The following is a 14,542-nucleotide window of genomic DNA, read 5'->3' on the forward strand; positions in this document are numbered from 1 at the left end:
TACCCCCAGCCGCAGCTCCAGGGCCCGCCGCCCGGGTACCCGCAGCAGCCGTACGGCCAGCCCGGCCCGCAGCAGCCGTACCCACCGCAGGGCTACCCGCCGCCCAACGGCTACCCGCAGCGCTGAGTCACCGGCGGCAGAGCGCGCGCAGGCGCTCGGCGTGGTCGGGGTACTCGGCGGCGAGCTCGTCGGCCACCCCGAACTCCACGCAGCCGTCGGTGTAGGGCGGCACCACGACCGTGCCCATCAGCGTCCACTCGCCGAGTGTCTCCGCGGCCTGCCATACCCCCGGCGCGACGATGACCTGCGGCCGCTGCCCGGCGGCGACGTCCGGCCCGAGCACGTGCTCGGTGACGGTTCCGTTGTGCGCCAGCAACATCCGGGTCGGCGCACCCGCGTGGTAGGCGAAGATCTCGATCCGGTCCAGCCGGTGGACCGCGGAGAACTCCGGCGCGGCGAGCAGGTAGTAGATCGCCGAGCAGGTCTCGTCCCGCCAGCTCTGCGTGAACAAACCGCCCTCGATGGGCAGCGGCTCCAGGCCCAGCGCCGTCGTGATCTCGTGCGTGCTCGACATGACGACGATCATGCCCGGTCGCGGTACTCGTCCGCGACCGACCGGAGCAGCGCGCGGCAGTCGCCCTCCTTGATGTTCGACCGAGCGGGCCGGTGTGGCGGTCCTCAACGGACGGCGAGCGCTAAGCGCCTGGGCGGGCGTGCCGGAGCACTAGCATCCGACCTGCCGACGATGGTTGAGGAGGCCCGCGCACGATGGCTGTCCCGGAACCCGAACCGCCGCCCAGGGTGGAGCGCCCCCGGCCACGTGACATCTCCGAGGAGCAGCTGGGGTTCCGGCCGCAGCGGGCGGTGCATTGGCTCGCGCCGAGCGTGCTGATCAGCACCGGCGCGCAGTCGCTGATGGCGGGGATCTTCGGGTCCTATTCGGACAAACGGGAGCTGCAGGGCACGCTGCCGGCCACCGTGCACGAGCATGCGACCGGCGACGAGCTGTGGCTGGACTTCGTGGCCGACCTCGGCGACGGGTTCGACGCCACCTACTCGGTCGCCTCGCTGCTCGCCGCCGCGGAGCTGCGGCCGGAGGGTGTCACGGAACCGTTGCCGCGCGGGAAGATCCTGGTGATGGGCGGCGACGAGGTCTACCCGGCCGCGTCCACGGTGAACTACGAGGACCGCAGCAAGGGCGTCTACCGCGCGGCGCTGCCGGTGGTCCCGCCGCAGCGGCCGACGCTGTTCGCGCTGCCCGGCAACCACGACTGGTACGACGGGCTCACCTCGTTCCTGCGGGTCTTCACGCAGCGGCGGGACTTCGGCGGCTGGGCCACCGAGCAGACCCGCAGCTACTTCGCGGTCTCGCTGCCGCACCGGTGGTGGCTCTACGCCATCGACACCCAGTTCGACGACTACGTGGACGCACCGCAGCTGCAGTACTTCCGCGACGCGGCCGAGAACCTGCGGCAGGGCGACGCGGTGATCCTGTGCACGTCGACGCCCGCGTGGGTGCCGGCCGGCTCGGGCGGGAAGACCAAGGGCTACGACACGATCGAGTTCTTCCTGCGCGAGGTCATCCGGCCGCACGGCGCCACCGTGCCGCTGATGCTCACCGGCGACAAGCACCACTACACCCGCTACGTCGAGCGCGACGGCGCCGCGCAGGCGATCACCTGCGGGCTCGGCGGCGCGTACCTCATCGGCACCCACGAGGTACCCGGGGACCTGGCGCTGCCGCCGGCCAAGTCGCGGGTGCGCGGGCGCGGGCCGGTCGAGCGGCGCCGGTTCGACCTCGTCGCGCAGTACCCGAGCGTGCGTACCTCCCGGTGGCTCGCGGCCGGGATCTTCCGGCTGCCGTGGCGCAACCCCGGCTTCTGGGGGCTCACCGGCTTCATGCAGACGGTGATGGCGCTGGCCGTGCTGTTCGGGCTGGCGGAGTCGGCGAACCCGGCGCGGCAGGGCGTGTTCGGGCAGCTGGGCGCGTGGGCGCCGGGGATGCTCGTGGCCGCCGTGCTGGTGCTCGCCGGGATGGCGTTCGCGCGCATCGACGAGCCGAAGACCGGGCAGACCAACGCGGTCGCCGGCGTCGCGCACGCGGTCGCCCACCTGGCGCTGAGCTTCGGCTGGGCGCTCGTCGTGCGCTGGCTCTACCGCGACGTGCTGCCCGGCGGGCTGGCCGCGGACTGGCTGATCGTCGCGATCGTCGTGGTGGTGACGCCGGTGGTGATCGGGTTCGTCGACGCCGAGGTGGTCGCGCTGTACCTGCTGATCGCGAGCCGGCACGGGATCAACTCCAACGAGGTGTTCGCCGGGCAGAGCATCGAGGACCACAAGGGGTTCCTGCGCCTGCGCATCGACACGGACGGGCTGACCGTGTACCCGATCGCGGTGCCGAAGGTGTGCCGGCAGTGGCGGCCGAACCCGGACGGCGCGCCGACCGACCCGTGGCTGCTGCCGGCCCAGGAGCTGCGCCCGACGCTGATCGAGGAGCCGTTCCGCATCCCGCACCCTTGAGTCCACGGCGAGTGAGGGGACGTGCCGGAGGCGGGCGAGGGGGGTGTCCCGCCTCCGGCACTGGTCTCACTGGTGGGCAGGGAGGTTGAACTCCTCCATCGCCATCACCGGCCGCAGGTTCCGCTCCGCGCCGCCCTTCGTGAACGCGTCACGCAGCAGGTCGTGCCCCAGCAGGTTACCCAGCGCGCCCATGATCATGCCTTGGTCCAGCGCCAGGTACCGCTTGGCGACCTTCCCGCTGCGCACGGCGATCGCGTCGTAGAAGCCGCCGGGGCCGTAGCTGTCGAAGTCCTTGCGCAGCTTCGCCAGCTCGGTCAGCGCGGCCTGCGGCTGGTACGGCAGCGCGAGCACCACCGCGTGCGGGGTCACCACACCGTCCCCGTACGCGGCGGGCGGCGGCTGGGCGTCCCGGCACCCCGCGAAGCCGACGTCGACCGACGTGCGCTCCTGGTCGCTCGTGTAGCCCGGCGTGTCCAGGCCCATGATGTCGACGCCGTACTCGCGGTACCCACCGTCCGGGTTGGACGACGGCGAGAAACCCCAGTAGCCGTAGCGGGCGTCGTTGAGGCCGTGCTCGATCTGGCCCCGCACGTACACCGGGTGCTGCCGCGCCCAGGAGTCCTTACCCCACTTGACCTCGGGCACGAACAGGTCCGGCATCAGCTCCTCGAACATGTCCCCGCCCCACGTCGGGACGAACTTGAGCCCGCGGTAGGTGTACTGGCCCTCGAACACCGGGATGCCCAGGTAGTCGACGAACTCACCGGCCGGCTTCTGCTCCTGCCAGCCCCAGTCGCACGTGTCCGGGAAGGTCCGCCACGGCACGAAGTAGTGCTCCGGCGGCACCTGGCCGAGCGAGATGGCCACGTAGCTGATGATCCGGACCTCGCTCGCGAAGTTGCCGTAGGTGTGGCAGGTGTACCAGACGTCCGGCCCGTGGCCGGGGTAGTTGCCGACGAGCGAGCAGCCGGGTGGCTGCTCGTCCCAGAAGCCGCCGCGCATCAGGCCCGCGGCCACGTCCGGGGACCGGCCCGCGGGGTCGTAGTAGAACGCGAAGTCCATCGGGTCGAGCAGCCGCTGCGCCTGCGCGCGGACCTCGGGCACGGCGTTGCGCACCACCATCAGCGCCGCGGCCATCCAGGCATTGTCCACACTGGACAGGAACGGGTGCACGGTGGACCCGTCCTCGGGCCAGACGCGCAGCTTCGCCAGCGTCGCCGGGTCGTACCAGTTGTAGAACTGGCCGGACGCGGGGTGCCGCTCCAGCCCGCCGATCGAGTCCAGCGTCTTCTTCGTGCGCGCGACCAGCTCACGCCGGTCGATGATGCCGAAGTCCTCGGCCACGACCGCCGACCACAGGTACGAGCCGATGTTGGTCGGCGACGTGTAGCCCGAGCGCGACGTGGGGTCGAGGTCGCCCTTGATGTTGTCCGCCGGCAGGCCGGTGCCCGGCGCGACCATCGCGGTGAACGACTTCCACGTGTCGCGCGCGAGCGAGAGCTGCCTCCCGCGCTCCTGGGTGGCCAGGTCGCGGTCCGAGGGCGGTGCGGCGCTGGCCGCCGGGGTGAGCGGCGCGACCAGGGCGACCGCGAGCAGGGCCGCGCCGGCGAGCCGGCGGGCGGAGACTAATCGGGCCATCAGGGAACCCTCCTCATTTGAGTCCGGTGGTGGCGATACCGCGGACGAAATGGCGTTGCAGCAGGACGAACACGAGCAGGACGGGCACCACGATCAGCACGGACCCGGCGAGCAGCAGGTCGTACCGGGTCTGGTTCTTCCCGATCGCGTAGAGCGCGAGCGCGACCGGCAGCGTGTACTTGTCCTCGGTCGTGGCCGCGACCAGGGGCCACAGGAAGTTGTTCCAGGAGGCCAGGAACGTGAGGATGCCGAGCGTGGCCAGCGCCGGCTTGCACAGCGGCAGCACGATCTGCCAGTAGATCCGCGGCTCGCTCGCACCGTCGATGCGCGCGGCCTCCAGCAGGTCGTCCGGGATGGACTGGATGAACTGTCGCATCAGGAACACGCCGAACGCCTGGGCCAGGAACGGCAGGATCAGCCCGGCGAGCGAGTTGACCAGGCCGAGGTTGCTGGACAGCACGAACAGCGGAACCATCGTCACGATGCTCGGCACCATGATCGTGCCGACCACCACGAGGAACAGCACCTGCTTGCCGGGGAAGCGCAGCTTCGCCAGCGCGTAGCCCGCGGCCGAGCAGAACAGCAGGTTGCCGACCGTGGTGACCACCGCGACCACGGCCGAGTTGGCGAAGTAGGTCGGGAAGTCCAGCCGGTTGACCAGCACGCCGTAGTTGTCGAACGTCGGGTTGCCCGGCAGCCACGTCGGCGGGTTCGCCCGGATCTCGGTCTCGCTCTTGAACGACGAGAGCGCCATCCACACGAACGGCCCGACCATCACCACCAGGCCCGCGCCGAGCAGCGTGTGCAGCACCACCCGGGCCAGGTAGTCGCGGGAGCGCAGCGCGTCCCGGCGGGGCCGGCGGGCGGGGTCGGCCGCGCCCCGGGTCCGGTCCCGCGCCACCGTGTCCAGTGCGCTAGTCAACGTTGTTCCTCAGCAGCCGGAACCAGGCGATCGACAGCAGCACCACGACGACGAACAGCACGTAGCCCATCGCCGACGCGTAGCCGTAGTTGCCGAACCCGAACTGGTTGTAGGTGTGGTAGGCCATCGACAGCGTCGAGTCGAGCGGGCCGCCCTGGGTCATCACGAACGGCTCCTCGAAGAACTGCACGTAGCCGATCGTGGTGATCACCGCGACGAACAGCATCGTCGGCCGCAGCATCGGGATCGTGAGGTACCGCAGCTGCGCCCACTTGCGCGCGCCGTCGATCGTCGCCGCCTCGTACAGGTCCTTCGGGATGGCCTGGAGCCCGGCCAGGAAGATCACCATGCCGAACCCGAGGTTGCGCCACGCGCCCATCACGATCAGCGTGGGCAGCGCGAACGCCTTGTCGTTGAGCCAGTTCGGCCCGGCGACCCCGAAGAGCCCGAGGAACTCGTTCAGCAGCCCGGTCTCCGGCTGGAGCACGAACCGCCACACCACCGAGATCGCCACGATGCTCGTGACCACCGGCAGGTAGTAGCCGACCCGGAACAGCGCCCGGAACTTGATCAGCCCGGAGTTCAGCCCGAGCGCGACCAGCAGCGCCGCGGCCATCGTCAGCGGGACGCCGACCACCACGAAGATCGCGGTGTTGGTCGCGGCGGTGAGGAACTTCGGGTCGTCGAGCAGCCGCACGTAGTTGTCCAGGCCGACGATGTTCACGCCGAGCGGGTGGAGCAGGTCGGTGCTGCCGAGGTCGGTCAGGCTCATCGCCAGCGAGGCCAGCACGGGCCCCGCGGTGAAGAGCAGGAACAGCACCGCGAACGGCAGCGCGAAGGCCCAGCCGGTCAGCGCCCGGGACAGGGTGCCGGGCCGTCCGGACGCGACAGCCACGTCAGCCGCCCGTGCCGATCGAGGTGGCCTGCGCCTGCATCGCCTTGGCCGCGTCCGCGGCGGACTCGGTGCCCTTGGCGATCTTCTCGAGCTCGGTGTCCACGCCCGCGGCGATCTGCTCCCAGGTGGGGATCGACGGCGGTGCCTTGGCCTTGCCGAGCTGGTCGCCGAAGGTCGTCAGCAGGTCGTCGCCGGCCAGCGTGCCGTCGTCCCACGCCTTCTGCACGGCCGGCAGGTCGCTGACCGTCTTGTACCACTTGACCTGCACGTCGGGCCGCATCAGGTAGGACACGAACTTCCAGGCGCCGTCCCGGTTCTTCGTGTTCTTGAACACCGACATGTTGCTGCCGCCGATGAACGAGGTCGCGTCGCCGGAGCCGCTCGGCATCGGCCACAGCTCGTACTTGCCCGCGCCGCCGAGCCCGTTGAGCAGGCCGATGTGCCACGGACCGGACACGAACGAGGCGACCTCACCGCTGAGGATCTTCGGCTCCGTCTCGCCCTCGCGGTAACGGTCCTTCGTGGACAGTCCCTCGTCGTAGAAGGACTTGTAGTACTCGAGTGCCTTGACCGCCTCGGGGGAGTCGAGGGTGAACTTCTGGCCGTCGTAGATGTCGCCGCCGTTCTGCCACACGAACGGCATCACGGTCTGCCAGGCGCCGGTCTGCCCGGGCTGGAGGTAGGTGCCCCACTTGGCGCCGCCCTTGGTCTGCATGTCCTTGACGGCCTGCTTCAGGCCGTCCCAGGTCTTGGGCGCCTCGGTGATGCCGGCCTTCTTCGCCACCGCCTTGTTGACGAACAGCAGCCGGGTCTCGACGTACCACGGGACGCTGTAGGAGGTGCCGTCCACGACGCCGGTCTCCCACGCGCCGGGGAAGAAGTCGGCCTTCCGCACGAAGTCCGACGGCACCGGGTCGAGCGCGCCGGTCTTGGCGAACTCGCCGATCCAGGTGGTGCCGAGCATCGTCACGTCCGGCGTCTGCTGGCCGGCGATCGCGGCGGAGATCTTGTTGTGCGCGCCGTCCCACGGCACCGCGGTGACGGTGACCTTGGCGTCCGGGTTGTCCTTCATGAAGTCGTCGGCCAGCACGGAGAGCTTCTCGCCCTCGGTGCCCATGGCCCACACGGTGATCTCGCCGGACGCCTTGCCCTGCGAGACCGCCCCGCCCTGGGACGCCGAGCCGCCGCCGGAGTCCCGGCCGCACGCGGTAGCGGCCAGCGCCACCGCCGTGACGGCGGCGAGCAGTACGGTCCGCCTGGTAGGTCGAGTCATCTCATACCTCCGGTCAGTTGTCGTGGGTACCGCAGCTGGTCCGGATCACCAGCCGGGTGGGAAGTACCTCGCGGCGCACTCCGGGTGACGTGCCGGAGATCCGCTCGTCCAGCCATCTGGCCGCGGTGGCGCCCAGCTCGCGCATGGCCTGGTGCACGGTCGTGAGCCGGGCGTAGTGGGCGGCCATGATGTCGTCCCACCCGGTCAGCGCGACGTCGCCGGGTACGGACAGGCCGAGGTCCTCGGCTGCCCGCAGGGCGCCGAGCGCGACCTCGTCGTTGGCGCACACGAGCGCCTCGGGGTGGGACCGCCTGCGCAGCAGCTCGCGGGCCGCCGCGTAGCCGGCCCGCACGTCGAACGCGCAGCGCACGGGCTTGGCCGGCACCTCCAGCCCGCCGTCGGTGAGCGCGGCGGCGAAGCCGGCGTGCCGGCCTGCCACATCCGGCGACTGGCCGGGGTCGCCGAGGAACGCGAACCGGCGGTAGCCGTGGCCGATGAGGTGCGCGGTGAGCGCCCGCGCGCTGTCCTCGTTGTCCGCGGTCACCGTGTCCACCAGCCCGACCGGCGGCCGCGCGAGCAGGACCAGCGGCAGCCCGGTGTCGGCGATCCGCGCGACCGCCGGGTCGCTCACCGTGCGGCCCATGATCACCATGCCGTCGACCCGGCCGGCGAGCTCGGCCACCAGCTCGGCGGCGTTGTCCCGGCCCTGCGTGGCGAGGATGAGGACGCTGCGCCCGAGCTCGGCGACGACCTCCTCGTAGCCCAGCACGACCTCGGCGTAGTAGGGCCCGGCGAGATCGGGGAAGACGATGCCGTTGGCCGCGTGCTGGCCCTCGGCGAGCGCCCGGCCCGCGCGGCTGGGCCGGAACCGCAGCTCCTCGGCGACCTGCCGCACGTGCCGCCGGGTGGAGGCCGCGACCACCTCGGAGTCGCGCAACGCCCGTGAGACGGTGGCGATCGAGACGCCCGCCCGGTCGGCCACCTCGTAGATGGTGACCGGCCGACGCTCACGAGCTGACATGGCTGCCTTCCGCCGTTGGAAGCGCTTACATTTCGTGCTGACCAAATTTTTAGCACGCATGTCAAGGTCGGATGCAGCGAACGGACGAGTGGCATCAACCATTGGCACGGTGGGAGCGCTTTCAGCGGTCTGGCCCGTGTCGCTGCGCGTCCGGGGAGGCGCCGCCCCCTAGAGTTCGAACTGATGTTCTCAGGAAGTGGTGGCATGCGCGTGCTGGGCGTCGACCCCGGGCTGACCAGGTGCGGCATCGCCGTGGTGGACGGCGAGGCCGGCCGTGCCGTGCGGTGCGTCGAGGTCGACGTGATCCGCACGCCGCCGGACGCGGACCTCGCCCACCGGCTCCTCGCGGTCGCCGACGCGGTCGAGGGCTGGCTCGACCGGCACAAGCCCGACGTCGTCGCCGTCGAGCGGGTGTTCAGCCAGTACAACGTGCGCACCGCGATGGGCACCGCGCAGGCCGGCGGGGTGGTGGCGCTGGCCGCCGCGCGGCGCGGGCTGCCGGTCACCTTCCACACGCCGAGCGAGGTCAAGGCCGCGGTCACCGGCTCCGGCCGCGCGGACAAGGCGCAGGTCACCACCATGGTCACCCGGCTGCTCGGGCTGGCCGAGGCGCCCCGGCCGGCCGACGCCGCGGACGCGCTGGCCCTGGCGATCTGCCACATCTGGCGCAGCCCGATGCGCACCCGGCTCGCCGAGGCCGAGGCGAAGGCGGCCGAGCTCGCTCGCCGGCACAAGGCCCGCCTCGCCAGCGCCGCTCGAGGTGGCGCCCACGGTGCCGCGAAAGGAACGACGAAGCGATGATCTCCCGGGTACGCGGCCAGGTGCTCTCGATCGGGCTGGACCACGCGGTGGTCGAGGTCGGCGGCGTCGGCCTCGCCGTCCAGGCCACCCCGGCAACGCTCGCCACGATGCGCTCCGGCACCGAGGCCGTGCTGGCCACCTCGCTGGTGGTGCGCGAGGACTCGCTGACCCTGTTCGGGTTCGCCGACGCCGAGGCCCGCGACCTGTTCGGGCTGCTGCAGACCGTGTCGGGCATCGGCCCGCGGATCGCGATGGCGACGCTCGCCGTCCTCGACCCGGCGCAGCTGCGCTCCGCGCTCGCGGACGGCAACATCACCGTGCTCACCCAGGTGCCCGGCATCGGCCGCAAGGGCGCCGAGCGGCTGATCATCGAGCTGCGCGACAAGGTCGGCGCGCTACCCGCGGTGTCCGCCCCCGCGCGGAACGGCAACGTGCGCGGCTCGGTCGTGGAAGCGTTGGTGGGCCTGGGCTTCGCGGCCAAGCAGGCCGAGCAGGCGGTCGACGCCGCGCTGGCCGGCAACGGGCACGACACCGACCAGTCCGTGGTGCTGCGCACGGCGCTCGCCACCCTGGGCAGCAAGCGGTAGCGGGTCGTGCACGATGGCACGGTGGACGGCACCGTGGATAGCACTGTGGAAGGCCCCGTGACCGAGGAGGAGCCGCTGTCCCCGCTGGTGCAGCCGGGGGAGCGGGACGACGAGACCTCGCTGCGCCCGCGCACGCTCGCCGAGTTCATCGGCCAGCCGCGGGTGCGCGAGCAGCTGGAGCTGGTGCTCCAGGGCGCGACCCAGCGCGGCACGCCGCCGGACCACGTGCTGCTGTCCGGCCCGCCCGGGCTCGGCAAGACCAGTCTCGCCATGATCATCGCCGCCGAGCTGGGCAGCGCGCTGCGCATCACCTCGGGCCCGGCGCTGGAGCGGGCCGGTGACCTCGCCGCGATGCTGTCCAACCTCGTCGAGGGCGACGTGCTGTTCATCGACGAGATCCACCGCGTCGCCCGCCCCGCCGAGGAGATGCTCTACCTCGCGATGGAGGACTTCCGGGTCGACGTCGTGGTCGGCAAGGGTCCCGGCGCCACCAGCATCCCGCTGGAGATCGCGCCGTTCACCCTGGTCGGGGCCACGACCCGGTCCGGCGTGCTCACCGGCCCGCTGCGGGACCGGTTCGGCTTCACCGCGCACATGGAGTTCTACGCCGTCGACGAGCTGTACCGGGTGCTGCGCCGCTCGGCCGCCATCCTCGGCGTGGACCTGCACGCGGACGGCGCCGAGGAGATCGCCGGCCGCTCCCGGGGCACGCCGCGCATCGCGAACCGCCTGCTCCGCCGGGTGCGCGACTTCGCCGAGGTCCGCGCGGACGGCTCCATCACCCGCGAGGTCGCCCGCGCGGCGCTACGCGTCTACGACGTCGACGAGCTGGGCCTGGACCGGCTGGACCGGGCCGTGCTCGACGCGCTCGTGCGGTCGTTCGGCGGGGGGCCGGTCGGTGTGTCCACGCTGGCTGTCGCGGTGGGGGAAGAGCCAAGTACGGTGGAGGAGGTATGCGAGCCGTACCTCGTACGGGCGGGCATGCTGGCCAGGACGCCGCGAGGCCGGGTGGCAACCGCGGCGGCGTGGGCGCATCTCGGGCTGTCGGCCCCGGCTAACGCTCCTGGTCAGATTCCGCCTACCCTGTTCGAGAGTAACCCTGCGCACACCGCAGAGTGAATGAGACTCCCATGGACGGAGAAATATGGACCTGCTTCCCTTGCTTCTGATGTTCGGGCTGCTCGGCGTCATGATGTATTTCATGAGCCGGCGCCAGCGGAGGACGCAGGAGCAGCAAGCAACGCTGCAGAACTCGTTGGCCGTCGGTGACCGGGTGATGACCACCTCCGGTCTCTACGGCACTGTCGTCGACACCTCGAGCGACTCCACGATCGGTATCGAGATCGCTCCGGGCCTGGAGACCGAATGGCTGCGCGCCGCCGTGCGCGAGAAGGTCAACCCCGAGGTCGAGGACGACGAAGAGCTCGTGGAGGACGTCGACGACGTCGACGATGTGGACGCCGTCGAGGACGACCTGGTGGACGAGGACGTGCAGGACACGGACAAGGACCGCCGGGACGAGCCGTCGCTGGAGACCAACAAGCAGAAGTAGCCTCCCGTGTGAGCGTGACGTGACCGTGTGACACCGGCCTCACGTTGCGGGAGGTACGCTGCGCCCTCACCCACACGTGTAACGGGTGCGGGCGCAGTCTCATGACCAGATGCGTCGCGTGACCCAACGCCAGTTCGAGGAGATCGACCGACCGTGGCCCCACCCTCAGGGCAGCTCCGCCCAGGGCGCTATCTCGCGTTCTTCGTGTTCATCGTGGTTCTCCTCTACACCTTGGTGTTCGCCACCCCGAACCACCAGCTCAAACCGAAGCTGGGGATCGACCTGCAGGGCGGCACCCGGGTCACGCTCACCGCACGCACCGCGAACGGCGGTGTGCCGCCGAAGGCGTCCCTCGAGCAGGCCCGCCAGATCGTCGAGACCCGGGTCAACGGCATCGGCGTGAGCGGTGCCGAGGTGGTGCTCGACGGCAACAACCTCGTCATCACCGTGCCGGGCGAGGAGGGCCAGCAGGCCAAGGACCTCGGCCAGACCGCCCAGCTCCGCTTCCGGCAGGTCGAGGGCCAGCCGGTGCCGGTGCAGCCGCAGGCCCAGCCGAACCCCTCGACGACCGCGCCGCCGCCGAGCTCCACCGCGCCGCCGGCCGCGTCGAACCCGCCGGCCACCTCGGGTGCGCCGCAGGGCCGGCCCGCGCCGGCGCAGCAGGCCCAGCCGAGCTCGGCACCGTCGGCCCCGCCGTCCTCGTCGAGCGTCGCGCCGCCGCCGGCCGACCCGATCGCGGCGTGCACGCAGTATTCGGCGGACTTCGCGACCTACGCCAAGGACGTGCAGGCCAATCGGGAGAGCCGGATCACCGTCCCGCAGCTGATCACGCTCGGCAAGGCCTGCCGGCAGGCCGACGGGCTGGCGGCGAGCGCGGACGGCACCGTGCAGGCGAACCCGAACGTGCAGCAGGCCGCGCTGGCCGCCACCACCTGCACCACCGGCACCCGGGTCGGCGACCCGCTGGTCGGCAACGACGACCCGAAGAAGCCGCTGGTCGCCTGTGACCGGGACGGCACGCTGAAGTACATCCTCGGCCCGTCCTTCCTCGAGGGCACCGAGATCTCCGACGCCAACGCCACGATCGACCCGAACGGCGTCGGCTACGTGGTGAACCTCAACTTCAAGAGCGCGGGCAGCAAGATCTGGGCCGACTACACGGCGAGCCACGTGGGCAAGCAGGCCGCGTTCGTGCTCGACACCCAGGTCGTGTCGGCGCCGTCGATCCGCGAGGCGATCAGCGGTGGCAGCACCACGATCTCCGGCGGCGGCCAGGGCGGGTTCAGCAACACCGAGGCCCGCAGCCTCGCCGAGGTGCTCAAGTACGGCTCGCTGCCGCTGTCGTTCGAGTCCTCCGAGGCGGAGACCGTGTCGGCCACGCTCGGCCTCGCGTCGCTGGAGGCCGGCCTCATCGCCGGCGCGATCGGGCTCCTGCTGGTGTTCGTCTACTGCCTGTTCTACTACCGGATGCTCGGCGTCCTCACCATGCTGTCGCTGCTGCTCTCCGGCGTGATCGTGTTCGCGGTGCTGGTGCTGCTCGGCCGGTGGATCGGGTTCACCCTCGACCTCGCGGGCGTGGCGGGCTTCATCGTCGCGATCGGCATCACGGCCGACTCGTTCGTCGTGTTCTTCGAACGCCTGAAAGACGAGATACGCGAGGGCCGGACGTTCCGGTCGGCCGTCCCCAGGGCCTGGGTCCGTGCCCGGCGCACGATCCTGTCCGCGGACGCGGTGATGTTCCTCGCCGCCGGCGTGCTGTACGTGCTCGCCGTCGGCCAGGTGCGGGGCTTCGCGTTCACCCTGGGCATGTCGACCGTGCTCGACCTGGTCGTCGTGTTCCTCGTGACCCACCCGCTGGTGGCGTTGGCGTCCAAGTCGAAGCTGCTGTCCAACCCGAGGTTCTCCGGCCTCGGCGGAGTACAGCGATTGGCCAGAGACCGGCGAGCCGCGGCCAGCACCGGCACCGCCGTGAAGGAGGCGTGACGTGGCGAGCAGCGACACCCCCAGCAGCGACACCCCCAGCACTGACACCCCCAGCACCGCCACCCCGGTCAAGCGGGACGGTGTGTTCCACCGGATGTACGTCGGCACGGGCGCGTTCGACGTCGTCGGCAAGCGCAAGCGGTGGTACATCTTCTTCGCGATCCTGATCCTGGTCTGCCTCGCGTCGATCATCTTCCGGGGCTTCAACCTCGGTATCGACTTCACGGGCGGCACCCGGATCTCGATGCCCGCGCACGGCACCGGCGGTGCCATCTCCACCGAGCAGGTCACCACTGTCTTCAAGGACACGCTCCACAAGGAGCCGGCGGCCGTGCAGACCGTCGGCACCGGCAACGCCACGTCGATCCAGATCCGGTCGGAGACGCTGAACAACAATCAGGTCACCAGCCTCAAGACGGCGCTGTTCGACAAGCTGCACCCGGTGAACCAGAACGGGCAGCCGAGCGAGCGGTCCATCAGCGACAGCGCGGTGAGCGCGTCGTGGGGTGGGGAGATCTCGCAGCAGGCGCTGATCGCGCTGGCGGTCTTCCTGGTGCTGGTCACGGTGTTCCTGGCGCTCTACTTCGAACGCTGGATGGCCGTGGCGGCGCTGGCGGCGTTGATCCACGACGTCCTGGTGACGGCCGGCGTGTACTCGATCGTCGGGTTCGAGGTCACGCCCGCCACGGTCATCGGCCTGCTCACCATCCTCGGTTTCTCCCTGTACGACACGGTGGTGGTGTTCGACAAGGTCAGGGAGAACACCCGGGGTCTGCTCGGCCTCACCCGCCGCACGTACGCCGAGGCGGCGAACCTCGCGCTGAACCAGACCCTGATGCGGTCGATCAACACGTCGCTCATCGCGGTCCTGCCGGTCATCGGCCTGCTGGTCGTCGGCGTCGGCCTGCTGGGTGTCGGCACCCTGCAGGACCTGGCGCTGGTGCAGCTCACCGGCATCATCGCTGGCGCCCTGTCGTCGATCGCCCTGGCCACGCCGATCCTCGTGGACCTGAAGATGCGCGAGCAGAAGTTCAAGGACCAGGCCCGCAGGGTCCACGCCCGCCGCGAGAACCTGGCCCGCAAGGCGGCGGAGCGCGACCCCAACGCCGTGGTGACGCCGGACGACCTGGACGCCCCGTCCATCGACGACGAGTCGCTGGACGCCGACCTCCGCCAGGAACGAGCGATGGCGGCGGCGTCGAGCGTGCCCACCCGCAACCCGAAGGCAGCGGAAAACCGCCGCAGGCCGACGGGAAAGCAGGGCGGCCGGGCGACGGGCAAACCTTCGGGCCGCCCATCCGGCAAGAAGCGGCACTAGCCGACGTTGGGCGATCTCGAGCGCGCGCTGGG

General features: G+C 71.0%; 13 protein-coding genes. 7 read left to right on the forward strand and 6 right to left on the reverse strand.

Translation table 11 applies throughout. The features are described from left to right. Positions 1–127 precede the first annotated feature (127 nt). Entirely contained in the window at positions 128–574 is a 447-nt protein-coding gene (locus tag VGD70_RS30200) for a cupin domain-containing protein (RefSeq protein ID WP_331087342.1), read from the reverse strand. Positions 575–768: 194 nt separating this feature from the next. Here VGD70_RS30200 and VGD70_RS30205 point away from each other — a divergent pair, with 194 nt between their 5' ends. Continuing rightward, on the forward strand, positions 769–2,520 hold the full coding sequence (locus tag VGD70_RS30205) for a metallophosphoesterase (RefSeq protein ID WP_331087344.1): 1,752 nt from the start codon (positions 769–771) through the stop codon (positions 2,518–2,520). A 66-nt stretch (positions 2,521–2,586) separates the two neighbouring features. Here the strand turns inward: VGD70_RS30205 and VGD70_RS30210 are convergent, their stop codons facing one another. From VGD70_RS30210 to VGD70_RS30230, 5 genes are read right to left on the reverse strand one after another with little or no spacing between them, the layout of a single operon-like run. After that, entirely contained in the window at positions 2,587–4,158 is a 1,572-nt protein-coding gene (locus VGD70_RS30210; protein WP_331087346.1) for a glucoamylase family protein, read from the reverse strand. A 13-nt stretch (positions 4,159–4,171) separates the two neighbouring features. Next, entirely contained in the window at positions 4,172–5,080 is a 909-nt protein-coding gene (locus tag VGD70_RS30215; RefSeq protein ID WP_331087348.1) for a carbohydrate ABC transporter permease, read from the reverse strand. After that, positions 5,073–5,975, reverse strand: coding sequence for a sugar ABC transporter permease (locus VGD70_RS30220; protein ID WP_331087350.1), 903 nt, complete (start codon positions 5,973–5,975; stop codon positions 5,073–5,075). Before VGD70_RS30220 ends, VGD70_RS30215 begins: the two co-directional genes overlap by 8 nt. Before the next feature lies 1 nt (position 5,976). Further along, positions 5,977–7,248: a sugar ABC transporter substrate-binding protein gene (locus VGD70_RS30225; protein WP_331087352.1), complete on the reverse strand. Its 1,272-nt coding sequence runs from the start codon at positions 7,246–7,248 to the stop codon at positions 5,977–5,979. 13 nt (positions 7,249–7,261) lie between these two features. Continuing rightward, a complete protein-coding gene (locus VGD70_RS30230) occupies positions 7,262–8,269 on the reverse strand; it encodes a LacI family DNA-binding transcriptional regulator (RefSeq protein ID WP_331087354.1) in 1,008 nt (335 codons plus the stop codon). Positions 8,270–8,473: 204 nt separating this feature from the next. Here VGD70_RS30230 and ruvC point away from each other — a divergent pair, with 204 nt between their 5' ends. From ruvC to secF, 6 genes are all read left to right on the forward strand, one after another. After that, the gene (ruvC, locus tag VGD70_RS30235) at positions 8,474–9,070 is read left to right on the forward strand and encodes a crossover junction endodeoxyribonuclease RuvC (protein ID WP_331087363.1); all 597 of its coding nucleotides are present in this window, start codon (positions 8,474–8,476) and stop codon (positions 9,068–9,070) included. Continuing rightward, positions 9,067–9,657, forward strand: coding sequence for a Holliday junction branch migration protein RuvA (gene ruvA, locus VGD70_RS30240; protein ID WP_331087356.1), 591 nt, complete (start codon positions 9,067–9,069; stop codon positions 9,655–9,657). The genes ruvC and ruvA overlap by 4 nt, the downstream gene beginning before the upstream one ends. 57 nt (positions 9,658–9,714) lie before the next feature. Next, a complete protein-coding gene (ruvB, locus tag VGD70_RS30245) occupies positions 9,715–10,776 on the forward strand; it encodes a Holliday junction branch migration DNA helicase RuvB (RefSeq protein WP_331087358.1) in 1,062 nt (353 codons plus the stop codon). A 25-nt stretch (positions 10,777–10,801) separates the two neighbouring features. Next, entirely contained in the window at positions 10,802–11,209 is a 408-nt protein-coding gene (yajC, locus tag VGD70_RS30250) for a preprotein translocase subunit YajC (protein WP_331087359.1), read from the forward strand. A 153-nt stretch (positions 11,210–11,362) separates the two neighbouring features. Next, complete coding sequence (gene secD, locus VGD70_RS30255) at positions 11,363–13,192, forward strand: protein translocase subunit SecD (protein WP_331087361.1); 1,830 nt, start codon at positions 11,363–11,365, stop codon at positions 13,190–13,192. Between the two features lies 1 nt (position 13,193). Next, complete coding sequence (gene secF / locus VGD70_RS30260) at positions 13,194–14,510, forward strand: protein translocase subunit SecF (protein ID WP_414638096.1); 1,317 nt, start codon at positions 13,194–13,196, stop codon at positions 14,508–14,510. Positions 14,511–14,542: the final 32 nt, after the last annotated feature.

Origin of the sequence: Actinophytocola sp. (assembly GCF_036402745.1) — a bacterium.
GTDB lineage: Bacteria > Actinomycetota > Actinomycetes > Mycobacteriales > Pseudonocardiaceae > Actinophytocola.